General features: G+C 67.8%; 25 protein-coding genes. 6 read left to right on the top strand and 19 right to left on the bottom strand.

Translation table 11 applies throughout. The features are described 5' to 3' along the window. Positions 1 to 62: 62 nt before the first annotated feature. The gene (gene xth / locus ARC23_RS01945) at positions 63 to 854 is read left to right on the top strand and encodes an exodeoxyribonuclease III (RefSeq protein ID WP_057495669.1); all 792 of its coding nucleotides are present in this window, start codon (positions 63 to 65) and stop codon (positions 852 to 854) included. Here the strand turns inward: xth and ARC23_RS01950 are convergent, their stop codons facing one another. The 14 genes from ARC23_RS01950 to ARC23_RS02015 form a co-directional block, all read right to left on the bottom strand. Next, on the bottom strand, positions 855 to 2,573 hold the full coding sequence (locus ARC23_RS01950) for a sensor domain-containing diguanylate cyclase (protein WP_057495670.1): 1,719 nt from the start codon (positions 2,571 to 2,573) through the stop codon (positions 855 to 857). A gap of 120 nt (positions 2,574 to 2,693) precedes the next feature. After that, positions 2,694 to 2,888 (bottom strand): hypothetical protein, encoded by a 195-nt coding sequence (locus tag ARC23_RS01955; RefSeq protein WP_057495671.1) that lies wholly within the window; start codon positions 2,886 to 2,888, stop codon positions 2,694 to 2,696. Next, positions 2,888 to 3,523, bottom strand: coding sequence for a DNA-3-methyladenine glycosylase (locus ARC23_RS01960; protein ID WP_057495775.1), 636 nt, complete (start codon positions 3,521 to 3,523; stop codon positions 2,888 to 2,890). The genes ARC23_RS01955 and ARC23_RS01960 overlap by 1 nt, the downstream gene beginning before the upstream one ends. 72 nt (positions 3,524 to 3,595) lie before the next feature. Then, the gene (locus ARC23_RS01965) at positions 3,596 to 4,555 is read right to left on the bottom strand and encodes a cation diffusion facilitator family transporter (RefSeq protein ID WP_057495672.1); all 960 of its coding nucleotides are present in this window, start codon (positions 4,553 to 4,555) and stop codon (positions 3,596 to 3,598) included. A gap of 69 nt (positions 4,556 to 4,624) precedes the next feature. Beyond that, the gene (locus tag ARC23_RS01970; RefSeq protein WP_057495673.1) at positions 4,625 to 5,209 is read right to left on the bottom strand and encodes an AprI/Inh family metalloprotease inhibitor; all 585 of its coding nucleotides are present in this window, start codon (positions 5,207 to 5,209) and stop codon (positions 4,625 to 4,627) included. Between the two features lie 143 nt (positions 5,210 to 5,352). Continuing rightward, positions 5,353 to 5,610, bottom strand: a complete 258-nt coding sequence (locus ARC23_RS01975) for a hypothetical protein (protein WP_057495674.1) — start codon at positions 5,608 to 5,610, stop codon at positions 5,353 to 5,355. After that, a complete protein-coding gene (locus tag ARC23_RS01980; protein WP_057495675.1) occupies positions 5,607 to 6,959 on the bottom strand; it encodes a hypothetical protein in 1,353 nt (450 codons plus the stop codon). The genes ARC23_RS01975 and ARC23_RS01980 overlap by 4 nt, the downstream gene beginning before the upstream one ends. A 21-nt stretch (positions 6,960 to 6,980) precedes the next feature. Continuing rightward, positions 6,981 to 8,120, bottom strand: coding sequence for an SPFH domain-containing protein (locus tag ARC23_RS01985; RefSeq protein WP_057495676.1), 1,140 nt, complete (start codon positions 8,118 to 8,120; stop codon positions 6,981 to 6,983). Positions 8,121 to 8,268: 148 nt separating this feature from the next. After that, the gene (locus tag ARC23_RS01990; RefSeq protein ID WP_057495677.1) at positions 8,269 to 9,561 is read right to left on the bottom strand and encodes a transporter; all 1,293 of its coding nucleotides are present in this window, start codon (positions 9,559 to 9,561) and stop codon (positions 8,269 to 8,271) included. Positions 9,562 to 9,608: 47 nt separating this feature from the next. Further along, positions 9,609 to 10,358 carry a hypothetical protein gene (locus ARC23_RS01995; RefSeq protein ID WP_057495678.1) on the bottom strand — a complete coding sequence of 250 codons (750 nt, stop codon included), beginning with the start codon at positions 10,356 to 10,358 and terminating at the stop codon, positions 9,609 to 9,611. Positions 10,359 to 10,371: 13 nt separating this feature from the next. Beyond that, entirely contained in the window at positions 10,372 to 11,073 is a 702-nt protein-coding gene (locus ARC23_RS02000) for a C39 family peptidase (protein WP_057495679.1), read from the bottom strand. A gap of 99 nt (positions 11,074 to 11,172) precedes the next feature. Continuing rightward, on the bottom strand, positions 11,173 to 12,489 hold the full coding sequence (locus ARC23_RS02005; RefSeq protein WP_057495680.1) for a hypothetical protein: 1,317 nt from the start codon (positions 12,487 to 12,489) through the stop codon (positions 11,173 to 11,175). A 45-nt stretch (positions 12,490 to 12,534) separates the two neighbouring features. Then, positions 12,535 to 13,125, bottom strand: a complete 591-nt coding sequence (locus tag ARC23_RS02010) for a hypothetical protein (protein WP_057495776.1) — start codon at positions 13,123 to 13,125, stop codon at positions 12,535 to 12,537. A gap of 23 nt (positions 13,126 to 13,148) precedes the next feature. Beyond that, on the bottom strand, positions 13,149 to 13,679 hold the full coding sequence (locus ARC23_RS02015) for a hypothetical protein (RefSeq protein ID WP_057495681.1): 531 nt from the start codon (positions 13,677 to 13,679) through the stop codon (positions 13,149 to 13,151). Positions 13,680 to 14,075: 396 nt separating this feature from the next. On the opposite strand from ARC23_RS02015, the gene ARC23_RS02020 reads away from it, so the two are divergent. Continuing rightward, positions 14,076 to 15,431 carry a sigma-54 dependent transcriptional regulator gene (locus tag ARC23_RS02020; protein ID WP_057495682.1) on the top strand — a complete coding sequence of 452 codons (1,356 nt, stop codon included), beginning with the start codon at positions 14,076 to 14,078 and terminating at the stop codon, positions 15,429 to 15,431. 7 nt (positions 15,432 to 15,438) lie between these two features. On the opposite strand, the gene ARC23_RS02025 is transcribed toward ARC23_RS02020, so the two are convergent. Next, entirely contained in the window at positions 15,439 to 16,320 is an 882-nt protein-coding gene (locus tag ARC23_RS02025) for a TolB family protein (RefSeq protein WP_057495683.1), read from the bottom strand. Continuing rightward, positions 16,317 to 17,357: a hypothetical protein gene (locus ARC23_RS02030; RefSeq protein WP_057495684.1), complete on the bottom strand. Its 1,041-nt coding sequence runs from the start codon at positions 17,355 to 17,357 to the stop codon at positions 16,317 to 16,319. Before ARC23_RS02030 ends, ARC23_RS02025 begins: the two co-directional genes overlap by 4 nt. A gap of 90 nt (positions 17,358 to 17,447) precedes the next feature. Here ARC23_RS02030 and ARC23_RS02035 point away from each other — a divergent pair, with 90 nt between their 5' ends. The 4 genes from ARC23_RS02035 to ARC23_RS02050 are packed head-to-tail and all read left to right on the top strand — an operon-like array spanning position 17,448 to position 19,495. Next, positions 17,448 to 18,374: a LysR substrate-binding domain-containing protein gene (locus ARC23_RS02035; RefSeq protein ID WP_057495685.1), complete on the top strand. Its 927-nt coding sequence runs from the start codon at positions 17,448 to 17,450 to the stop codon at positions 18,372 to 18,374. Next, positions 18,371 to 18,832 carry a helix-turn-helix domain-containing protein gene (locus ARC23_RS02040; protein ID WP_057495686.1) on the top strand — a complete coding sequence of 154 codons (462 nt, stop codon included), beginning with the start codon at positions 18,371 to 18,373 and terminating at the stop codon, positions 18,830 to 18,832. Before ARC23_RS02035 ends, ARC23_RS02040 begins: the two co-directional genes overlap by 4 nt. A 10-nt stretch (positions 18,833 to 18,842) precedes the next feature. Continuing rightward, on the top strand, positions 18,843 to 19,268 hold the full coding sequence (locus tag ARC23_RS02045) for a VOC family protein (protein ID WP_057495687.1): 426 nt from the start codon (positions 18,843 to 18,845) through the stop codon (positions 19,266 to 19,268). Continuing rightward, complete coding sequence (locus ARC23_RS02050; RefSeq protein ID WP_057495688.1) at positions 19,265 to 19,495, top strand: hypothetical protein; 231 nt, start codon at positions 19,265 to 19,267, stop codon at positions 19,493 to 19,495. Before ARC23_RS02045 ends, ARC23_RS02050 begins: the two co-directional genes overlap by 4 nt. Before the next feature lie 7 nt (positions 19,496 to 19,502). Here ARC23_RS02050 and ARC23_RS02055 read toward each other — a convergent pair whose 3' ends face one another. The 3 genes from ARC23_RS02055 to ARC23_RS02065 all read right to left on the bottom strand — a co-directional run bounded on the left by ARC23_RS02055 (position 19,503) and on the right by ARC23_RS02065 (position 22,650). Continuing rightward, positions 19,503 to 20,198, bottom strand: coding sequence for an HAD family hydrolase (locus tag ARC23_RS02055; protein ID WP_057495689.1), 696 nt, complete (start codon positions 20,196 to 20,198; stop codon positions 19,503 to 19,505). 108 nt (positions 20,199 to 20,306) lie between these two features. Next, positions 20,307 to 21,047, bottom strand: a complete 741-nt coding sequence (locus ARC23_RS02060) for a DNA/RNA non-specific endonuclease (RefSeq protein WP_057495690.1) — start codon at positions 21,045 to 21,047, stop codon at positions 20,307 to 20,309. Between the two features lie 298 nt (positions 21,048 to 21,345). Next, complete coding sequence (locus ARC23_RS02065; RefSeq protein WP_057495691.1) at positions 21,346 to 22,650, bottom strand: hypothetical protein; 1,305 nt, start codon at positions 22,648 to 22,650, stop codon at positions 21,346 to 21,348. Between the last annotated feature and the right edge of the window lie 107 nt (positions 22,651 to 22,757).

The following is a 22,757-nucleotide window of genomic DNA, read 5'->3' on the forward strand; positions in this document are numbered from 1 at the left end:
CCCCCTGCATGCCTGGGCGCGCACAGTGGACGCTCACCCGCTGCGCCGCGGAGACTTCCTGCATGGCCCGCCGCAAGACGCTTCGCATTGCCACGTTCAACGTCAACGGCATCGGCACGCGCCTGCCGCAGCTGTTGGACTGGCTGCACAGGGAATCGCCGGATGTGGTTGCCCTGCAGGAACTGAAGGCGACCGACGCCGCGTTTCCGGCTTCGGCATTGGAAGAGGCTGGTTACGGCGCGCTGTGGCAGGGCGAGGCGCGCTGGAACGGGGTGGCGCTGCTTGCACGGGGGACCACGCCGGTCGAGAGCCGCCGCCGATTGCCGGGCGAGCCCAAGGACACCCAGAGCCGCTACCTGGAGGCGGCGGCGCATGGCATTGTGGTGGGCGCTCTCTACCTGCCCAACGGCAACCCGCAGCCCGGGCCCAGGTTTGACTACAAGCTGCGCTGGATGGAGCGCCTCATCCGCCATGCGCGCAGCCTGGTCGAGCTGCCGCACCCGGCGCTGCTGCTGGGCGATTTCAACGTGATTCCCACCGACGCCGATGTCTACGACCCCAAGGCCTGGCGCCGCGATGCGCTGTTCCAGCCCGAGGTGCGCGAGGCCTTTGAACGACTGCTGGCGCAGGGCTGGACCGATGCGTTGCGGAAGGTGCACGGCGACGCCACGATCTACACCTTCTGGGACTACTTCCGCCAGCATGCCGAGCGCGACCGTGGGCTGCGCATCGATCATCTGCTGTTGAATCCCGTATTGGCGGAGCGACTGAAGGATGCCGGCGTCGATCGCTGGGTACGCCTGCAGGAAAAGGCCAGCGACCACGCGCCGGCCTGGGTGACGGTCAGGGCGTGATCAGCGTGCGGCCGGGTCTTCGCGTCGCTCGCGGCGTACCCGCGCGCGGGTGCGGTACAGGCGGCTGTCCGCTTTCTGGATGGTGTCGGCTACCGGCTCGCCGGGCGTGTTGATGGCCGCACCCATCGAGAACGCACAGGGCGAGAGCGCGGCGTGGCCGCGGTACCAGTGCTCCAGTTCGCTCAAGCGGCCATTCGCGGGCGCGACCAGCACCACCATGAATTCGTCGCCGCCCAGCCGAACCACCGTCTCGTCCTTGCCCAGCGGTGAGCGCAGGAAGGTAGCGAACTCGACCAGGACGGCGTCGCCACGCCGGTGGCCCTGGGTGTCGTTGATATGCTTGAAATGGTCCAGATCGAACATCACGCAGGCCCAGCGCTCATCAATCAGTTCATCCAGCCGGTGCAGGTATCGCCGGTTGTAGCACTGCGTGAGCGGATCCTTGAAGGACATGTCGCGCAGCTGCTGTTCCTGCGTCCGCAACGCGGTGACGTCCTGCGCATGTCCCAGCACATAGGGCGGACTGGCCTCGTTGTCGAGCACGTTGTGGTACGCCCAGTAATGGCGCGTCCCGTCGGCGGCGATCAGCTCGATCACGCCAGCGTCGGTGTGGTTCGCCTGGATCCGAGCGAGGTAGGCCTTGAAGCCCTCGCGTTTCTCCGGCGGCATCAGGTCACACAGGCTGCGACCGATCATCTGGCTTTCCTCGAAGCCCAGCGACTGCACCGCCGCCGGATTCACCGAGGTCAATGTGCCGTCCAGCGTGTGGGTGCAGATCAGGCCCAGGCTGTAGTGGAACAGCCGCCGGTAGCGGGTTTCGCTCGCTTCCAGCGCGTCGAGCGCGGCTCGCTCGTCGGTGATGTCCTGGATCGCCCCGACCAGGCGTGGATGGCCGTCGACCTGTTGCCGGCTGCCGACTACACGGGTCCAGATCGCGCGGCCGTCGGCCGTGGTCATCGGCAGCTGCACTTCCCAGGATGTTCCCTCGTCGATGCAACGCTGCACCGCCGCCTGGATGATGTTGCGGCTGTCCTCGCGATAGAACGAGAGCGCGGTCTCCAGCGTGGGTTCGAAGTTGCTGCGTACCCCGTGCAGCTGCTTGGTTTCCCGGGTCCAGCGCACTTCGTTGGTGACCAGGTCCATCTCCCAGCCGCCCACCCGGGCGGCGCGGTTGGTGCGCTCCAGGAAGTCCTCGCTGCGCTTCAGTTCGCGATGCAGCGCCCTGGCCTGGCCGACCTGCGCCATCAGCGTGCTGCGCTGTTCCAGTACCTGGGTGGTGACCCGCGCCAGATGCACCATCAGTTCACGCTGGGACGGCGACAGCACGCCGGGCATCGGGTCGAGCAGGCATAGCGTGCCGATGCGTGCACCGTGGGCCGATCCCAGCGGAATGCCGGCGTAATGGCGGATGCGTGGCCCGCCGGTCACCAATGGGTTGGTGGAAAAGTGTGGGTCCTGGCGCGCATCGGCAATCTCGAACAGCTGGTCCTGGCGTATGGCGTGGGTGCAGAAGGAAATTTCGCGGGCGGTCTCGCTGACGCCCTCAAGGCCGATGTTGGCCTTGAACCATTGGCGGTCTTCGGCCACCACGGTGATCAGGCCCATGCTCAGGCCGGTCGCGGCGCGGGCGGCGGCGACGATGGCATCGAACACCGGCTCCGGGGGGGTATCCAACAGGTGCAGTCGTTCGATTTCGAGCAGTCGTTCGGCTTCGTCCATGGCGCTTTTCAGGGCAGGGTGGCGAGGGCGGTTGCGGCGGCTGGCTGAGATCACGGTAATGCGCACGGCGTTATGTATCGCCATGGCAGGGTGATGCCGACGTGAGCCGGGCGCGCCGGCTCAGTGTTGCTGGAGCGAGGCCTGCAGGGCGGTGGCCAGTGCGGCATCACCGGACACCAGGTCCTGCCAGCGCAGTGTGATGCCCTTGCGCCGCCCCTTTTCAACCAGCTTGAGGCCTTGAGGGTCCAGCGTAAGGGTGTAGGGCTGGCCGTCGATGTCCAGTTCGCGTCGCAGCGGTTTGTCGAGCGGGGTCATCATCGTTTCCTCGCGGGGGCGGGCGTACGACGTGGCTGGATCGATACGTGACGGTGATCACGGACGTGCCAACGCCAAGGGAAATCGACAGCGCGGGTGATGCCGATGCGGGGGCCGACCACCGGATTTTCCGGGGGCGGCATGCCATCGCTGGCAATGACGACGCCGTGGCTGCCTGTCACCAGATCGGCGCCGTCGAAGCTGCGGTCCAGCCCGAAGGCCTGCGAGAGCTTGCCGGGGCCACTGGCCAGATCGTGGTCGCGGCGCGCGGCGGGGCGCAGTTCGCGCATGCGCTCCAGGCCCGCCAGCGGCTCGACGGCCCGCAGCAGCACCGCCACGCCTTCACCGACCTCTCCGCAGACCACGTTGCTGCCCCAGTGCATGCCGTACGTGAAGTAGACATACAGGTGGCCGGCCTCACCGAACATGCTGGCGGTGCGCGGCGTTGGCCCGCGATAGGAGTGCGCGGCGGGATCGTCGCTGCCGGCATAGGCTTCAACCTCGACGATGCGGCCAGCGCGACCATCGTCGCGCACCAGCAGCTTGTTGAGCAGCTCCGGCGCAACGTCGGTCGACGGACGCCGGTAGAAGCTGCGCGGCAGGATCTGCAGGGAGGCGGGCAACCAGTCCGGCACGGTGGTGGCAGGCTCGGGTGAAAGATCGTGGCACTGTGGCATCGATCAGGTGAAACGGGCGCAGACGCCGCGTCATTCCGGCGCAGGCGGTGCGGCCAGTGCAGCGCGCCGGGCGGCATACACCTCCGGTGTCTGCGGCTTGATGAACAGTGCCACCAGTTCCGGATACTCGCGCTTCACCGCTGTTTCGATGCGGGTGATGCAGGCTTCGATCTGCGGGGTCTGCCGGTCATCCTCGAACTCGGCGCTGAGCATGGCCACGACCTGTTCCGGGCCCATCTGCATGGTGGTCACGCCGTTCGCGCGACGCAGGTCCGGATCGGTTTCGGCCACCGCCATGATCCGCTCGGCCACCGCAGGATGGGCCGGCTCCCCCACCAGAAGGCCTTTGGTTTCGCGGGCGAGGAGGAAGGCGGTTGCGGCAAGCACGCCGGCGATGCAGAGCGACGCCACGCCGTCCAGCACCGGCATGTCCAGCAGCTGGGCGGCCACCAGGCCGATCAACGCGAAGCCCAGGCCCATCAATGCAGCGCTGTCTTCCAGCAGTACGGTGAAGGTGGAAGGATCCTTGCTGCGGCGGAAGGCTTCGAAGTAGCCAAGCTTGCCCTTGGTGCGCCGGAACTCGCGCAGCGCCACCCACCATGAAGCCCCTTCGAACAGGATGGAGATGCCCAGCACGCTGTAGCTCAACGCGTGGTTGGTGGCCGGCTCCGGCTGGCGGATGTGCTGGATGCCCTCGTAAGCCGAAACGCCGGCGCCAGCGGCGAACACCAGCAGGGCGACGATGAAGCTCCAGAAGTACAGCTCGCGGCCATAGCCGAACGGATGCACCGGGTCCGGCGCCTTGCCGGCGCGGCGCAGGCCGTACAGCAGCAATATCTCGTTCAGCGTGTCGACCAGCGAATGCACGCCCTCGCTGAGCATGGCCGAGCTGCCTGAGATGCCGGCAGCGATGAACTTTGCGATGGCGATGGCGAGGTTGCCCGCCAGAGCAGCGTAGATGACGAGGCGGGAGCCAGTGGGAGCGGACATTTCGGTGAGCGGGCGGGGCGGACGCCTGATCTTCGCGGTCGCCGCGTGCCCGCTGCGTGCACGCTACGCTCAACGCCCCTTGGGGTTGAGGTACAGGCGCGCCCCATCCGATTCACGGTACCCGGTCCAGCGCCCGCCGCCGGACGCGCGGAAACGCCCGAAAACCGTATTGCTGGTATCGGTCAGCAGCAGCTGGTTGCCGGACAGTACCCAGCGGTTGGCCGGGAAGAAGCCGTCCGGGCAGCCGGCGGGCACGTAGGCGCTGTAGCCACCGAACCACTCGCTGTCCTTCAGCTCGATGGTGCAGGTGCTGCCGTTTTCCTGGCCCAGCGTCCAGCTGCCGAACAGATCGCTGTCGCGCATATCGCGGTCGCCACGGTGGCGGTCATGGCTCCAGTCATCGTTGTCGTCGTGGAAACCGAAGCCCACGCCGACCTCCTTGCTTTCGGTGCGCGACTCAGACTGGGTGCTGCCGCTGGTGGTGGTCTGGGTGGTCATCGAACCGCTGTTCTGGACCTGGGTACTGCTCGATTGCGTGGCCTGCTCGGTGCGGGTGGTCTGTTCGCCGAATCCGAACGAGGCGTCCTGGGCCAGGACGGGCAGGGTAACGCAGCACAGCGCAGACAGGCAGGTGCGGGCAAGAGCGGCGGCCATCGCAGGATCCTCGGCAGGCGGGAGTGGCCGAGTATCCCGCCGCACGGGTGGGAGGGCGCGTGATGACGCAGGGCGGCCGGCCAGTACGGGACGGCGCCGGCCAGAAGGCAGCGCTCTCCCCGCAAGCCAGGCGTGGCCTGGCGCTACGGCTCGGGTTTCACGCGGACCACGCGCCGTCGATATTCGTACACGTTGTCGCCTTCGATGCGCGTGGCTTCGGTGCCCCGCACCTGGCCCACCTTCTGGTTGGAACCGGTGACCGGTTTCGCCTTGACCTCGGTCTCGTGCTCGAAGGAGTGCGATTTGTCGGTGTTGCGGTAGTAGCGGTACAGCGCCCAGTACAGCGCGGTTGCGCCGGCCGGGCCTGCCGCCAACAGCCAGAGGCCACTGTCGTCGCTCATGAGGTTGCCATCAGGATTGCAATTGCGAGGGTTTCGATGACGGTGCCGGCGGCCAGTGCCGCCAGCAGCATCTTCCATTGCTGCACCGGCACGCTGCCCATGGTTTCACCGGTGCGGCCGTTCACCGCGATGTAGTGCAGCATGCCGCCGTTGCGGCCCGGCTGGTGGTAGGAGTACAGCCAGACCGGCAGGTACATCGATACCCAGCGGGTGCCGTGGACTTCCAGTTGTTCCTGCTCCCAGCGCACGCCACGGTTGTAGCCGCGGACCGACGCCTCCACCTGCGCGCGCGCGATGGACAGCAGCTGGTCCTCCAGCCGCGGGCGCAGCTTTTCCACGTCCACGTTGCGCTTTTCCGAGGTGAAGCCGGCCAGGTAGGAGGCGTTCCACTTGACCGCGTTCTTGGTGTCGAACGGCAGGATAGTGTTGATGATGTTGTTGGTATTGGCGCTGACATCCAGGTTGCCGCGCTCGGCCGAGGATTCCATCTGCAGGTCGTCGACGGTGAAGTCGATCTGGCGCTCGATCTGGTAGACATCGGCGTCATAGACGGTGCGCTTGTTCTTGTCGTTGCCCACCTCGTACTGGCGGGTCTGGATCTCGCCCTTGCCGGCCACCGCTGCGCTGACATTGCTGTCGACAATCATGTAGGGCAGGTACACGCCCACCACGTTTTCCGGAGTGAACTGCTGCTTGAAGGCCTTCAGCGCGAACAGCCGGCGCTTGTCCACGAACTGGCGGATGCGCGCCACCGCATCGTCCTTGCTGATATGGAAGGGCAGTACGGCGTCGGGCACGGCGCCGTTGGCGATCTGCTCGTTGACGCCGAACACATGCCGGCACCAGTGGCAGCGTGCGGTCATGGTGCTTTCGGTGTTGACCGTCACTTCCGCGCCGCAGCCGGTGCACTTGAAGGTCATCAGCGCCGAGGTATCGGCATCGATGTCGCGCGCGCCGGAGGCGATGACGGTGCCGCGCAGCTGGTCGATGTTCTCGCCCAGCCCGAATGCTTCTTCCACCCGCTCGCCATGCCATTGGTGACGGCAGTACAGGCAGATGAGGATGTCGGTGCCGGCCTTGGGCCGGATATCGGTGGCGCCGCACCTGGGGCAGCGGTTGATACCGTCCTTCAGTTCGCTGGCCGAGGTGTCGATGGCCATCGGGTCGGGCGCTTCCACTTCATCGCGGATCGCCTGGGGCAGTTTCGAGGTGTCCAGTGGGAAGCTGCCGGGCAGGGGCGGGACATCCTGCGGCGAACCCGGGCCATCGAGCGACGCCGCCGGCAGGGGCGGCGGCGTCACAGGCGCGGATCCAGGCAGCGGCGGTGGGCCGTTTCGGGGATCGGACATGGTCGTCGTGCGTCCTGCCCGTTACAGGCCCAGTGCCTTGGCCTTCAGCGCGTCATAGTCGCTCTGGGTGATCAGGCCCAGATCCAGCATCTCCTTGGCCTTCTTCAGCTTGGCCACGGGGTCATCGGCGGCCGGCGTGACCGGCTGCTGCATGCCGCCCACGCCGAACATGCCTGAGGCCATGCCGACGCCGACCAGGCCGGCCGCGCCACCGTTCTCACCGGCGGACTGGATGCCCTGGGCCACGCTGGCCTGCAGGTTGGAATTGCCACGCGAACCGGACAGGGCATCGGCGCGCTGCACCGTCTTCAGCAGCTCGCGCGTGTTGGCGTCGTATTCGATGGAGACGATCGCGGTCTTGACGATGGCCAGGCCGCGGTCGGACTTCCACTGGTAGCCCTGTTCGACCGCTGCCGACAGGCTCTGCGCGAAGCCCAGCGAGTCCTGTTGCAGCTTGGTGATGCGGTTGCCCTTGCCCGGATCGTTGGTATACAGGCTGAAGGCCGGGGCCAGCGAGCCGACCACTTCATTGAACAGCTGGCTGGCGGCGGCGTTGTCCAGATCGGTGAAGTCGAACACCTGGTCCGGCCGCAGGTAGCTGGCCGGCACGAAGTTCTTCACGAACAGGATCGGGTCGACGATCTTCAGCGTGTACGAACCACGCGTGACTGCACCGACCTGGGTATTGAGGAAACCGTCGTCCCAATAGATCTCCGACTGGGTACCGAAGCGGTTGTCCGGCAGTTCCTTCAGCGACACGAAATAGGCGGCCTGCTGCGAGCCGGGCTGGCCACCGAACTTGAAGCGCTCCCAGCTCTGCTTGATGAAGGTGCTGACCAGGCCGTCACCGGCGAAGATCGACTGCGAATTCAGATCGTCCGAACGCCACTCGTAGCCGCCGGGTTCGGCAACGAATGCGGTAATGGCGCCGTCCTGGAACAGCAGCAGGCCATAGCCCTCCGGTACGATGATCTTCGAGCCGTTGCTGATGATGTTGGACGAGCCACGGGTATTGGCGCCGCGGCCGGCATTGGTGCCCTGTGGTACCGCTGCGAACAGCGCCGCAGTGGATGGCAACCCCGTCGGCACGGTGTAGAAGTCCTTCCACTGGTCGGCCAGCACGCCGCCGACCGCACCCTTCACTGCCTGTACCAGACCCATGACCGCTCCCTGAGATTCGCGGGCAGGCACCATGCCTGCCGAACTGCACCGAATATAGCAGCGGGCGCCGACCGCTGTGGTGCCGGAAGATGAACCCGGGCCTGCGCGGGTCAGCGGTGTTCGGCGCAGGCCTGGCCGGGCGCTGTCGCTACAACATGTACGGGATCTTGAATGCCAGGGTGAAGTCGGGCGCATCCGGGGTAAGGCCGATGCCCAGCAGGGTCACCAAGGTGGTGTGCTGGTTCAGCGCATAGGTCACGCCCAGGTTCAGTGACGCGGCGTTGGCGTCGCTGCCGATCACTTTCACCCACTGGCCGCCCTCGAAGCGGGTGGAGGCGCGGGCGCTGATGCGGTCGCTGAAGGACAGGCTGAGGCTGGTGCGCTCGTTGAAGGCGAACGCCACGCCCGCGCCGAAGTACACCGAACCGCCCAGCTTCACTTCTCCAGGATTGACGGTGTCGGGGTTGCTGTCGATATCGTTGAAACTGCGCGCGAACGAGTGCACGTAGCCCACATTGGCGAACAGGATGGCCGGATCGGCGGTTTTCACCATCGACAGGCCCAGGTTGGCCTGCCAGACGCCGTTGCCGGTGGGTTGCTCGCGCGGCACCGCGAACCGGATGTAGTCATCGTCGTCGCGTTCAATCACTTTCCAGTCCAGGCCATACGGTGCGCGCCCGGTAGGCGCGGTTACCCCGGCGGTGAGCACGGTTTCCGGGCGCCAGCCACGTTCGCCGAACAACCGGTAGTTGGCACTCAGGCCGATATCACCCAGGCCGTTGCCGTTGGTCTCTTCCTGCGCGATCGCCGCCGCCGCGCCGCCGGCACCGCCTTTCTGGTAGACGGTACGCCGCGCCAGGTATGGCACATCCAGGTTCAGCGTCAGGTTCGGGCTGACACCCCAGCGCGCGGCCAGGTTGTAGGTGAGCGAATCGGATTCCACGTTCTCGATGGCGATGTTGCCCAGGAAGATCGCATCCAGCGCCAGGAAGCCGTTGAGGGTGAGCTGCTTGCGGTCGTAGCGTGCGTAGGTGAGGCTGTTCTCGAGGGTGAAACGACGCGAGAACAGCGCCGACTGCTGTTGCTTCACATCATCCACGCTGCGCCGTGACTCCTGTTTCGCCTGCTGCGCCTCGGCGGCGGTGCTGGCATAGCCCTCACTGCTGGGAGGAACGGCTGCCGCCGCGGCCTGTGCCAAGGGCGCCGCAGGCGCGACGGCGTCCGGGCCGGCCCGGCCTGCCAGGCGCGCCTGCATCGCCTGTACCTGCATGTCCAGCTCGCGCAGCCGCCGGACCTCCTGGGCGTAATTGCTCTTCAGCTGCTCCAGCTGGTTGGCCAGTGCCTGCACGTCGGCGCCATCGTCGGCCGCTGGCGGCGCGGCAAGCGCGGTGCCTGCCAGCGCCGCCAGCGCCAGCGGGGTGATCCTCAGTAGGGTGTGCATGTTCGTGCCCTGCGTTGTGACTCGCTTCCCCCAATGCCGGGCCGCTGCTACTGGCCCGGCCCCATGCCGCGGTTCAGTGCAATCGCCTGGGCCACGTTCTGGCTCAACGGCAGGTTGCCGCCCGCGGTATCGCGTACCAGCTCCAGCCGCAGCTGGTTGCTGGCGCTCTGGCCATCGCCCACCAGGGCAATGCCCTGGCCGACACTGCCGTTGCGTATCCACTGCTGGACCAGGCCCTGTCCGTCCACCTGCAACAGCAGGCGCGCCTGGTTGCCGTCCAGTGCGGCGGTGGCGTGGAGGCCCGCCTGCTGCGCGCTGGCCGAACGTGCGCCGTCGGTGAAGCCGGCGGGCATGGCGCCATCGCGCACGGTCAGCATGGTCGCGTTGCGCGCCACGTTGCCATCGCCGGCCACCTGCACGCTCTGCACCAGCCCGCTGGCATTGCCCAGCCCGCTGCTGTCGATGCTGCGGCCGGAGGTGTCCGGCAGCGGTGCATCGGCCGCGGTGACCTGCACGCTGGGCTGGAAGCTCAGCCGGGGGGCGCCGCCGCCGCGGAAATCCATGCCCAGCGTCAGTGCGCCCTGCAGTGCGGCGCCATTGCCGGCCTGCCACTGCGACACCATGGTGACCCCGAACCAGGCCACCGTGTTGCCACCCACGGTGTAGCGTCCCCGCATCAGGTTCAGTTCCGGGTCCGGAATCTCGGTCAGGCCACGGCCGGGGGCGGCCTCCGCTGCCTGGAGCGGCAGGGCAGGCGTCGCCAGCAGCAGGGCCATCCAGCAACATTGACGAAACATGTGCAGGCCTCCTTCAGAACAGGTCGGCGTGGCTGAAGCCGAAGTCGACCAGTTCCGCATCGGTGATCGGCCCCTGCCGCGCGTAGAGCGCGCGTGCGCTGGGCCGTTCGCTGGGTTGCAGCAGGACGGTCGTGCGGTCGAAATCACTGCCGATCACCACGAACACAGCGCGTGATGGCCAGGCAGCCAGAAAGTCGGGAAGGGCCAGGCTGCGGTTGCCGAGAATCGGGTCGGCCACTTCCACGTAGCCGTCGCGCACCTGCTTGAGCACCACGAAGTGGCGGAAGCCGCGCACATCCATCAGCACCAGGCCGGGAACACGCAGCGTGCGCAGGCGTGCCTCGTCGATGCGATAGCCGCGGCCGCGCATGCCCAGCGACTCCACGTAGCGCTTGATGTCCAGCAGGGAGAACCCGCGCTCGGCCACCAGCGCAGGATCGGATACCCCCATCATCCCCTCGATCACCGTCGCCTCGTCGGTCTGCAGGTGGTAGGCATGGCGCAGGATGGTCGCCAGCGCCGCTGCGCCGCAGCTGTAGTCGGTGTGCTGGCGCACCACGTTGCGGTAGCGCCGCTCCTGCATGCTCTCCACCTTCTGCTGCAGCAGCGCGCCGTTGGGCAGCACGCCACTGAAGCGCACATCGCCTGCCCACGCCGGGCCCGTGCCCAGCAGCAACAGCGCCATCAGCAGCAACCACGCGCGACACCGGATCATGTCGTTCTCCGTCAGCAGGGGGGAGCCCCTGTCCCAAGGGGGAGGAGGAACAGGGGCTCCCGGGGACCCGGCCATTGGCGGACGGCCGGGGTGTTGCGCTTACTCGCCGTTGCCACCACCGCCGCCCGTACTGGGCTGGGCCACCGCCAGGGCGAGGCTGTTGGCCTGCAGGTTGCCGGTGCCGGCGGCCACGTTCACGCCGATGTTGCCGGAGGCGCCGGAGAACGCACTGCCGGACAGCGCCGAGGTGTTGGTCGCATTGACGTTCACCCAGCGCGTGGTGCTGACCGTGCCGCTGAGGCTGGCGTACAGGTCGGCCACTCCCAGTTCGACAAACTGGCTGGTGCCGCTTTCACGCGTATCGAAGCCCAGGCCGCCCACCCCCGGCCGGTTGGGGTTCATCGTGGCGTTCTGGATCTGGTTGTCCAGATCGATATGGCCGGTGCTGTTGCCACCCGGGTGCGGCAGGTCGCCACTCCACGTATCCAGGTAGTAGTTGGCCATCTGGTAGGCGTTGCCGGTGCCACGGTAGGTGCCGGCGCCGTAGGCCAGGGTCAGGCCACTGACGCCCCCGCGCATGCCGACCTGCACCGTATCGGTGTAGGACTGCACGAACCCGGCATTGCTGACCGTGTTGCCGGTGGAGACCTGGTTGGAACTGATGCTGGACTGGGCAACGGCAGTGGTGGCAACCGACGCGGCCAGTGCGTTCTTCTGCTCGTTGTTGTTGCCCGAGGCGATGTTCACCCCGATGTTGCCCGACGCGCCACCAAAGGCATTGCCGCCCAGCGCCGCGGCGTTGGTCACACCGGAGTTCATGGTGGCGTTGCCGAAGCCGGCCTGGTTGACGAACACTTCGGCGTCGGCCATGCCGAAGCTGAAGGACGCATCAGCCGCCGACAGCGAGGCCGCGTTGTCCTGCGCATTGTTGTCGCCGGAGACAACGTTGAAGCCCAGATTGCCCGAGGCACCGGCGCCGACGCTGTCACCGATCGACGCGCTGTTGGTGACCAGGCTGTTGCTGGTGGCGTTGTTGCTGATCGACTGCCGGTTGTCGATCACCGCAATTGCGGCCGAGTCCAGGTCGATGTCGCCACTGATGCTCGGATCACCGGAGAAATTGACGTCGGTACTCAGGCGCAGGTCCTTTTCCAGGTTCACGTCGACGCCGTGGTTGTTCTTTTCCTTGCGTTCGTCGGCCTGGATGTTGCTGTGCTTCTGTACGTTGACATTGACAGTGCGGTTGCGCACGTCGTTGTCGGTGTGGTTGTGGGTCTCGTTGCGGGTTTCGCTGACGGTATGGTTGTGGTTGATGTTCGCATTGGCGTTCTGGTTGTCCCAGCCATTGGCCGCAGCGGCGGTCGAGGCAGTGGCAATCGCCATGGCGAGCATGGTCTGTTTGACGGTCGCTTTCATGGTGCCCTCTCTCTCTCATCGGATGGTGCATCGCTTGGGTGGTTGTCACGGGCGGTCCTGCACGACCAGGCCCAGTACGTTGGCCGTATCGTTGCCGCTGCCCGCGACCTGATTGAGTTGCAGGACTCCGTCGAATCCCCGCAATGCGGTGCTGGCTACACCGGCGCTGCGGGTGCCCGTCGCAACGCCGCGACCGGCGTCGTCCCGCCCCCCTGCCAACGCGGAACCTTCGGCGGCCAGGGCCGTGTCGTCGGTTTCGCGTATGCCCTGTCGGGCCAGCGTCGCGCTGACGACGTTGAGCGTCGTGTTGGCGATGCCGCTGGCCTGGTTGATCGATGCGATGCCGCTGGCGCCGGCAAGTGCATCGCCGCCGATGTCGGCGCGTGCATGCAGCGGCGCCGGCAGCACGCGGTTGCCGCCCTGAAGCTGCTGCGCGCTGATGGCCACGTCGGCGCGCTCGCCGGTGGCGATGCCGCGCAGATTGCCCTGCAGGTTGAGATCACCGGCGGCCTGGTTCACTGCGATCGCGCCGCTGGCACCGGCCAGCGTCCGGCCCTCGATGCAGGTCACATCGAGGTAGGCCAGCATGCCGGTGTAGTCATCGGCGTGTGCCAGCGCGGGGGCCGCGGCCACCATCAGCAGCGGCCAGGCGCGGCCTTTCACTTGCCACCTGCCGGGGCAGGGCCCTGCAGCGGGAACTGGGCAAGCGCGCCGCGTACGGTATCGCCGATGCCCCGTGTGCTGTTGCCGACCGCGCCCAGTGGACCGCTCATGGCGCCGCCGAGGCTGCTGCCGAGCATGCCATCGCTGCTGCGGCCGAGCGTGCCGCCCAGGGCCTGCTGGGTCACGCGCTCGACCGTGGTGCCGTGTGGCGTTGCAGGCCCGGTGCTGCGGCCAGCACCCATGCCGGCGTAGTCCTCCTCGCTCAGCTCGTCCATGCCGCCGCCCGCGGCGCCGGTGCCCAGCGCGGTGGCGATTTCGCGCTGCGGCTTCGGGTCGGCGATCAGGGCCATTCCGGGTGGGGCCATCCGGTACGCCGGCCGCGCCGCCACATCACGCAGCAGGACGATCTCGCCCGGCTGCGCCTTCACCCCCTGGCGGGCACCCGAGGCGCCGACACTGGGGGCGACCGACAACGAGGCCAGCGCCAGTGTGGCTGCCAGGCTGCGAATGAGGGTAGTGCCGTCCATGCCGATCTCCCGCGGTGGGTGCGGCGGAGTCACGCATCAACCGTGCCAACTTCAGGAGGCCCGCCCGCCAACAGATGGCCAGGGGCTGCACGCCCGGGGTGGTGCCGGAGTGTTACAACGGCGTGGGAAAAGTGTTGGGATTGCGCAGCCCCATGTGCCGCAGGGCAAGGCGGCCAGGGGCCTGTCGCATTCCTGTTACAGGGGGCGCCGCCGACTGCAACGGTGCCGCTTCAGCCGGCGACGTCTTGACGCGGCGCTCATTGCACAGCCGTTTAGCGCAGCGCTAGGATCCGCCCAACAAAGGCCGCCGTGGTGGCCGTGAGAGGTCCCGGCGGGGGGCGGCACGCCGGTGATTGCCTGATGGTCCGCCGACGGTGTCCGGTTGCTGGGGGAAGCATGGCGGCGGTCCCGGAGGCTTCTACATCCCGTTGCGTACTCTGGTTTGGCGAACCGCTGCCGATCGAGCGCAGTGCGCTGGCGGCCGCAGGCTGGTACGTGCGCAGCATCCATCCTGATACGGGCATGGCCATCGGCCTGCGCGGGCGTGACCGCCTGCTCGCCGTGCTGGACCTCCGCCACCTCGATGCAACGGCGCTGCAGCTGCTGATGCCATGGATCGAGCAGCACCAGCATCTGCCATGGCTGGCGGTTCTGCCGCCCAGCGCCGGTGCGACGCCAGCAGCGTGGCTGCCGTTGCTGCAGCATTGCCTGGCACGCTTCACGTTGCCATTCGGGCTGCAGGATCTGGTCAGCGCCATGCGCCAGCAGTTCGATGCGGACCAAGTGCCGGCCGAGGCGCCGTGCAGCGGCCAGGGACCGCGCCCCTTGATCGGCGAGAGCCCGGCGATGCATGCGGTGCGCACGGTGCTGCACAAGTTCGCGCCGGTGGAGCTGCCGGTGCTGGTGACCGGTGAAACCGGCACCGGCAAGGAACTGGCCGCACACGCACTGCACGCACTGTCCGGGCGCGCGGGCAAGCCATTCATTGCGGTCAACTGCGGGGCGATTCCGGCCAATCTGGTGCAGTCGGAACTGTTCGGGCACGAGCGTGGCTCGTTCACCGGCGCCGACAAGCGCCAGATCGGTGTCTTCGAATCCGCCCAGGGCGGTACGGTGTTCCTCGACGAAGTGGGCGATCTTCCGGCAGAGGCGCAGACCAGCCTGCTGCGGGTCCTGCAGGAGGGCACCTTCGAGCGGGTCGGCAGCAGCCAGCCGTTGCGCGCCGATGTGCGGGTGCTGGCCGCGACCCACGTCGAACTGGAACACGCGGTGGCCCAGGGCCGCTTCCGCAGTGACCTCTACTACCGCCTCAATGTGCTGCGCTTGCTGATGCCGCCGCTGCGCGAGCGTGGCGCCGATGTACAGCTGCTGGCCGAGCACTTCCTGCGCTGCTTCCGCCTGCGCCATCCCGTGCGCGCGCGTGGCTTCTCGCCCGCGGCGATCCAGGCGATGCGCCGCTTCGACTGGCCAGGCAACGTCCGTGAGCTGCTGAACCGGGTGCAGCGCGCCGCGATCATGGCCGAGGGTGAGCTGATCAACGAGCGTGACCTGGAGCTGGGCGCACCGGTTCAAGCGCTGCCGGGTGCGATGCTGCACGATGCGCGCGGCCAGGCTGAGCGTGACGTGCTGCTGCAGACCCTGCGCCAGACCGGCTACAACGTGTCCGAGTGCGCCCGGCAGATGCAGATTTCGCGGGTGACGGTCTACCGGCTGTGCCGCAAGCACCGGCTGGAGCTGCCTGCGCAGCGTTGAGTGCGGATCAGGGTTCGCCCGAACGGTAGCGGACGCGGTACAGGTCCAGCCCTTCGCCGCCCGCGCGTCGCGCCGAGTAGGTCAAGGTGTTCGGTTGCGAGCGATCCAGCATCGCGCCGTAGCTGTCGCCGAAGGCCTCGTTCAAGGGGGCGGGCAACACATGCCCCACGCCGTAGCGGCGTCCTCGCTCGTAGGCAATGAACTGGCGCACCGGTGCGCTGCCGAAGTCCAGGGCGCGGGCAAACACCACCGTGCGGCCATCGTCGAGGAAGGTGGCATCGAACTCCTGTGCAGCGGTGTTGATGTCTCCCGGCAGCGGCTGCGCGGGCGCTGCGACGCTGTCCTGCATTCCGGCGCTGTAGAGATCATGCCCACCGGCGCCGCCTGGGCGATCGCTGGAGAACAACAGCGTGCGACCATCCGGCGACAGCATCGGTGCAAACTCGTCTGCTGCGCTGTTCACCGCGGGCCCCAGATTCTCGGGCTGCCCGAAGCGGCCGTCGCCCTCCACGCTGACCCGGTACAGATCGTCACCGCCCTGGCCGCCTGCGCGGTCCGAACAGAAGTACACCACGCGCCCGTCCGCAGAGAACGCGGGATCGAAATCGCGCCCGGATGTGTTGAACGGCACCGGCGTCGCGGGACGCCAGCGGTCTCCATCGCGTCGCGAGATCCAGATGTCATGGCCGCCTGGCCCGCCGGGCCGATTGCGGCTGAACCACAGCGCGGTGTTGCCGTCGGGGCTCAACGTCAGCCGCACCTCGTCGTAGCGCGTGGATGCGATGCCGGGAGCGAAGCGTTCGGCCGGGCCCAGGATCGCCAGCACCCGCGAGGGTGAGGGGGCGGACACAATCGATGCCAGCAGCACCGTACCCAGCAGCGCCTTCATGCCTTTCGCTCGAAATCGCTGACCCAGTTGGTTTCCCAACTGCGTCCGCCGTCGATGGAGGCAGCCTGTTCCCAGCGTGCCGAACGTGGGGTGATGCGTGACCAGACCACGCGTGTCTGCACCGCTTGACCGTCGTGCGGGTCATCACCGAAGAATCTTCCGACACCGCCCTCGAACGCGCCACGCAGCGGCGCGCCGATCCGGGTGGGCTCGCGGCCATCCAGCCACCAGCTCAGCCAGTGCCGCTCGCCCGCGTCCCACGCACGGATGCCCATCCCGCGCAGCGGTGCTGCAGGAAGGTGCATGAGGTTGTCGCCCACGTTGCCGTACCCGCCCAGTACCGGCCAGTTGTGCAGGGTTCCGTTGAAATGCTCCCAGGCATCGCTGCCCACCAGCCGGTCACGCAGGCGGCGATGGCGGACGTTCCAGTGGCCGACCAGGAAGTCGAAATCTGCCGGGGCTTCGGGCAACGCCGGAAGGGGAGCGGGTGCCGCAGCGGTACGGCGGAACCAGTTGCGCCAGTTGACTTCCCAATGCACGCCGCCATCGGCGGAAAACGCCTGATCCCACCACGGCTCCTTGCCGTGGATGTCGTGCCAGCGGAACCGCACGTCGATGGGGCGTCCGTCGAGGTGATCGGTGCCATGGAAACTGCCGCTGTTCGCGTTGAAACGTCCCCGCACGGGCGGCTCGATATGGCCGGGGTTGCGTCCATCGATCCACCAGATCGACCAGGTGGATGACACCGGATCAAAGGCGCGCACGCCGAGGCCGCGATAGGTGCCTGAGGGCAGTGCCATCACGTTGTCATCGATGGTCCCCCGTCCGCCCAGGGTCAGCCAGACCGCACTGCTGCCCGAGAAGGTTTCCCAGCGGGTATCGCCCACCAGTCGCTCCTTCAACCGCTGGTGGCGTACCTGCCAGCGGCCCTGCAGCCAACGCCAATCCTCGCCAGGGCAGGCCGGTGCGGGCCCGGAGGCCCGGGCACGGGTCGCCGCTGCGATGGCCAGGGAGACCAGGAACTGCCGTCGATCCATATGCGTGATCCCGTGCCGAGGAGGCCCCATGGTTGCGGTGGCAGGGGGGATTGACCACCCGGATTTCAGGGCTCAGGCTAAGTCACACTTATGGTCAACCCACGGCAGCTGCCATCGCTTGTCGCTATCCGCGCCTTCGAGGCAGCGGCGCGGCTGGGCAGTTTCGCCCGTGCCGCGGACGAGCTCGACACCAGCGCGGCGTCGGTGAGCTACCACGTACGGCGGCTGGAGGCGCAGACCGGCACGTGCCTGTTCCTGCGCCATGCGCAGCATGTGGAACTGACCGCAGCCGGTGCCAGCGCCGCGCAGGAGGCCAGCCGGGCCTTCGACACGCTTCGCGCCGGCTTCATGCGTGCGGCGGACATGGACGCCTCGCATCTGCGCCTCTCCACGCTGCCGACGTTCGGTACCAGCTGGTTGACGCCACGCCTGGGCGGCTTCCGCGCCCGCCATCGGCAGATCGCACTGGAACTGGACCTGTCGGCCGAGCCGCAGGACCTGGCTGCCGGGCGCTTCGACGCCGCCATCCGCAACGGGCATGGCCAGTGGCCCGGGCTCCAGGCCACGCCGCTGTTTCCCAGCATTTTCACCCCGTTGTGCGCGCCCTCGCTGTTGCCTGCGGCAGAGGGCCTGGGCCGTCGGGTGTTGGATGTTCCGCTGCTCGGCCGGCCGGACTGGTGGGCGCTGTGGTTTGCCGCGCACGGGCGTATCCCCGCGCCAGCGCCGGAGAGCGTGATCAGCCCCTTTGCCGCCGAGCATCTGGATATCGGCGCTGCGATCGCAGGGCAGGGCATCGCCCTGGGTTCGCCGATCCTGTTCCAGGCCGAGCTGGACAGCGGGCGCCTGGTCCAGGCGCATCCGGGTGTCGCCAGCGATGGTCGCAGCTTCTGGTTCGTGGCCCCGTCTGCGCGCAGCCGCAGCGGCAAGGTCACCGCATTCCGTGACTGGCTCGGCGAGCAGGCCGACCAGGCCCGGCGCGCGGCACGACAGCATCTGGCCCGCGCGGTGACGGTATGAGCCAGAGCCCCGAACTGCTGCGGCGCCTGCTGCGTGCCAAGGACCGCATGGACCATGCCAGCCACGAAGACTGGCCGGTCTCGCGCCTTGCCCAGGTCAGTGCGGTATCGACCGCGCATTTCGCGCGGGCTTTCAAACAGGCCTTCGGCCTGCCGCCGCATCGATACCTGCTCAGCCGCCGCATCGAGCGGGCGGTGGCGCTGCTGCGCGAGACCGATCTGCCGGTTACCGAGATCGCGGCGCAGACCGGCTGGGCCAGCCTCGGTACCTTCGGCCGGATCTTCCGTGACATCACCGGCGACAGCCCGGGCAATGTACGCCTGCGCGAGCGGTCCGGCCCTGCAGGCGCCGACCGCGTTCCCGAATGCCACGCGCGCGCCGCGCAGCGCCCGGACCTGAACATCGCAGTTCTGGAGAAGCGTCGCCGCCAGGCGGTTGCTAACGTGGGCTCCACCTGAGGGAGGTCCCATGACGAACACCGTAAACACGGTCGGCCTGTATGTACGCGACCAGGATGAAGCACTCGACTTCTACGTCGGCAAACTGGGCTTCGAAATCCACACCGACGTCCGCAACGGCAGTTACCGCTGGCTGACCGTGCGTAGTCCCGGCCAGGACGGTTTCCAGCTGGGCCTGTTCGTGCCCGGGCCGCCTGCCCACGACATCGCCACCGCGCAGGCCCTGCAGCAACTGGTGGCCAAGGGCGCGATGCCGCCACTGGTGCTGGCCGTGGAGGATTGCCGGGCGCGCCATGCGCAATGGCAGGCGCTGGGGGTGGAGTTCACCCAGGAGCCGATCGAGCGTTTCGGTGCGATCGACGCCGGATTCCGTGACCCTTCCGGCAACGGCTGGAAGATGATCGAAGCCCGATCCGGGACGAGGCGGCGGCAATGAGCGGCGGCAGCTGGGCGCGGCCGGTGCATCGCTGGACCTCGATCGTGTTCACCCTGGCGGTGATCGCCAATTTCATCGCCCGTGGCCTGGGGCAGGGGGAACCGGCGGCGTGGATCACCTATTCGCCATTGCCGCCGTTGTTCCTGCAGCTGTTCACCGGCCTGTACCTGTTCGCGCTGCACTACGCAGGCAGGCGCCGACGCGTCGCGCCCGGCGCTGCGGAGTGATGCAGGCTCAGGCCGCAGCGTCGGCCGCATAGGCCGCCAGCAGCGCCGGCAGATCTTCCATGCGCTGGAAGATCACCTGCGCACCGGCCGCACGCAGTGCCTCCGGAGTACTGTGGTGCGGGCCGCCTTCGCTGAAGCCGAACACGGTGGCGCCGGCCGCGACGCCGGCGGTTGCGCCGGTCACGGTGTCTTCAATGACCGCGCAACGCTTCGGATCCACGCCCAGCGCGGCCGCCGCCGCGAGGTAGACGTCGGGGTGCGGTTTGGTGTTCGGCTGGTCCTGGCCGCTGTACACGTGCCCGCCGAAGACATCGAGGATGCCGACCTTGCCCAGTTGCAGCCGCACTTTGTGCAGGTCGGCGCCGGAGGCACAGGCAACCCGCCCGTGGGTGGCTGCGGCAATCGCACGCACCGCCTCCGGCGCGCCCTGGATCGGCTGCAGGTCACGCTCCAGTGCGATGTTGCGCTGCTGGCGGAACGCCTCCAGCCATGCCTCGGTGAACGGCTTGCCGGTGCGTTCTTCGATCAGCCCAGCGAGGTGGGCCACGGACTGGCCGAGGAACACCTCGCCGGCCTGTGCCGGGGTCAACGGCCAGCCGCGCTCGGTCAGCATCTCCGAGAGCACGCGCGCCACCAGCGGCTCGGAATCGACCAGCACGCCGTCGCAGTCGAACAGCACGGCATCGAAGGGATAAGGGGACATCTGAAACTCCTGGAACAAGGCTGCCCTGCAATGATCCGCCATTGTCCCACAGCGGCCAGAGCCGGGCATCGCCCCGTGGCGCATGCCCGGAGGCAGCCCTAGCACGGCTCAGCCCAGGTCGCAGCCGGCCGGCTGCGGCCAGGTGGTGGCCGGCAGCATGTTCTTCAGCGAGGCCGGTGCATTGATGGCCACGTAGCTGGCACCCAGCAGCTCCTCCAGATCGGCGATGGTCACCAGGTAACTGTCCAGGCTGCCCAGGCTGGCTTCATTGGGGATGATCCAGCTGATCGCCTTGGCGGTGCCGGTGTTCGGGTCGCGCGTGATGATCGTCTTCCAGAAGAACTCGGGGGTCGGAATGCCGTGGCTGGCCAGGAAGTAATCGTTGGCGGCATCGCCGTAGACCACGCCCCCGTAGACGTCCACCGGGGCGATATCGCGGTAGCACTCGGCCACGTTCTCGGCCTTGACCCAGATGCCCTGGTTGAAGCTGGAGACCTGTGGGACGATGTTGGTCATGTAGTTGGCGCGGCGGATGTAGGTCGCGTTGTCATCCATGTGGTTGGAGGTCACCAGATGGCCGCGGTCGTAGCCGGCGCGGATGCTGGCGTAGGAGGCGGTGCTGGACTGGCCCAGGCAGCCGGCCGGCAGGTCCGGATCCGTGTAGAAGCTGGACGGCCTGGCCGCCGAGCCGGTGTCGGCGGTAAGCGTGTACTCGTAGCGCGTGGCGCTGTGGATGGCACAGTCGTAGGTGAGCACGAAGCCGCCCTTGTTGAGGGTGACGACCTGGGCCTGGGCAGTGCCGGCGAAGGCGCTGAGGACGAACGCGAAGACGAAGCCTGCAAGGCGCATTGCGGTTCTCCAGCAGAAGGTTCAGGGCGCAGCTGTCCACCCTGGCCTGGCCGTGGCGAGGTCAAGGGGGAGACACTGCGGATGCGGAATGCGGGTGCTGCCGATTGCGGTGGAGCGTGACCGCGGCGAAGGGGCGGGACAGGCCGCGCGGTGTCACAAGCGTCACAAGCTGGCGCATTGCGGTCAACGAGGAAACGCCCAAGCTGTGACAGTGCGCAAGCACTGGCGCCGTGTCAGATCAGCCGATGGGTGGGTGAAATGCGCGCGTGCTAAGGCCAGGCGATGCCTGCGCAGCCGGTCAGGGCAGCGCCTTCACGATGAAGTCGCCCGCGCGTGCACCCGCGACCACCGACCAGCCCGGCGCGAGCTGCAGCGACCAACCGTCGCCCTGCGGGAACGGCCCATCCGTTGCCGGGGCCTGCACGAACACGGCTTTCCAGTCACTCTGCATCAGCGCACCGTCGGTCACCTGCAGCGTGCCCCAGTCATCGGTCAGCCGCAGCGTCGGGTACACCGCACCGCTGCCCGGCAACGGCTGCACGGTGTTGGGGTCGAACTGGATGCGCATGCGGCGCAGATCCAGCCGCAGCACCGGCCCGGTCACGAAACGCGCGCGGTTGCGTTCGATCTGTGCCTGCCGATGCTGCGCGCGCAGCGTTTCGGCGCGGTGAAGCGCCGCGCCGTCGTAGCGGTTGGCAGCGGCTCGCACCGCCGGTTCGCCCACGGCAGGGTCGATGCGCGTCGCCTGAGCAAGCAGCGTGCCGAGATCGCGGGCGTGCGGGCCGAGCGCGCCGCGCCAGCGCGGTGAGGCCTCGTCCAGCAGCAGGCCATACGCCGGGCCGGTGGCATAGGCGAACGATCGGACGAAGCTGCGGTCGTCGACGTGTGCGCGAAGATCGTGCAGCGCGGCGTCGATACGTGCGGCCGGTGCCGGATTGCCGACCCGCACACCGGTGTACTCGGCCAGGCCTTCGTTCAACTCAAGCGCCGCTTCTTCCTGCGCCGCAGTGGGAAAACGCCGATGGCGCTCGGCCCGGAACGCGAGGGCGTCAGCCACCGCGATGCGTCGGATGCCGCTGTCGTTGGCCGATAGTGCCGCCGCCAGCGCCCGCCATTCCAGTTGCAGCAGATAGCGCCCATCGAGGGTGTCGAGATGATCATTGCCGCCCTCGGCCGGCCTGGCGATGGACAGTGCCGGTTGCAGCCGATGGAACATCTCGTGCGCCAGCAGCGTGCGGCGCCGCGCGTCATCCGGGGGCAGCGGCCACAGCAGCTGCGTCCAGCGTGTGCCGGACCAGTCGACGGCGGTATTGGCAACGATTGCATCGGCGGGCAGCTGGCCGACAAAGATCGGGCCACGCGCACTCAGGGCGCCCTGCGCATCCTGCTGCGATGCTGCCACTTGGCGGCTGGCGGCATCGACCAGCATCATCGGCCCACACAGCGACGCGCCCCACAGCTCACCGTCGTCACCGCGGCACAGCGCATCGGCTTCCTCGAAAACCGCATGGGCCGCTGCATCTGCAATCGGTGCTTCAACGGCCGTCGCATGCCCGATTACGCAGGGCATCAGGCACATCAGCGCGAAACGTCGCAACTCCATGGCATCCCTGCTCGGTACGTGGCGTGCACGCATGGTAGCGGTTGCGGCGGATCGTCGTTGGCGGGGCAATGGCGCGATCCATACCCGGGCGTACAGCGAGGCGCCGC

It is taken from the genome of Stenotrophomonas beteli (genome assembly GCF_001431665.1).
Taxonomy (GTDB): Bacteria; Pseudomonadota; Gammaproteobacteria; order Xanthomonadales; family Xanthomonadaceae; genus Stenotrophomonas; species Stenotrophomonas beteli.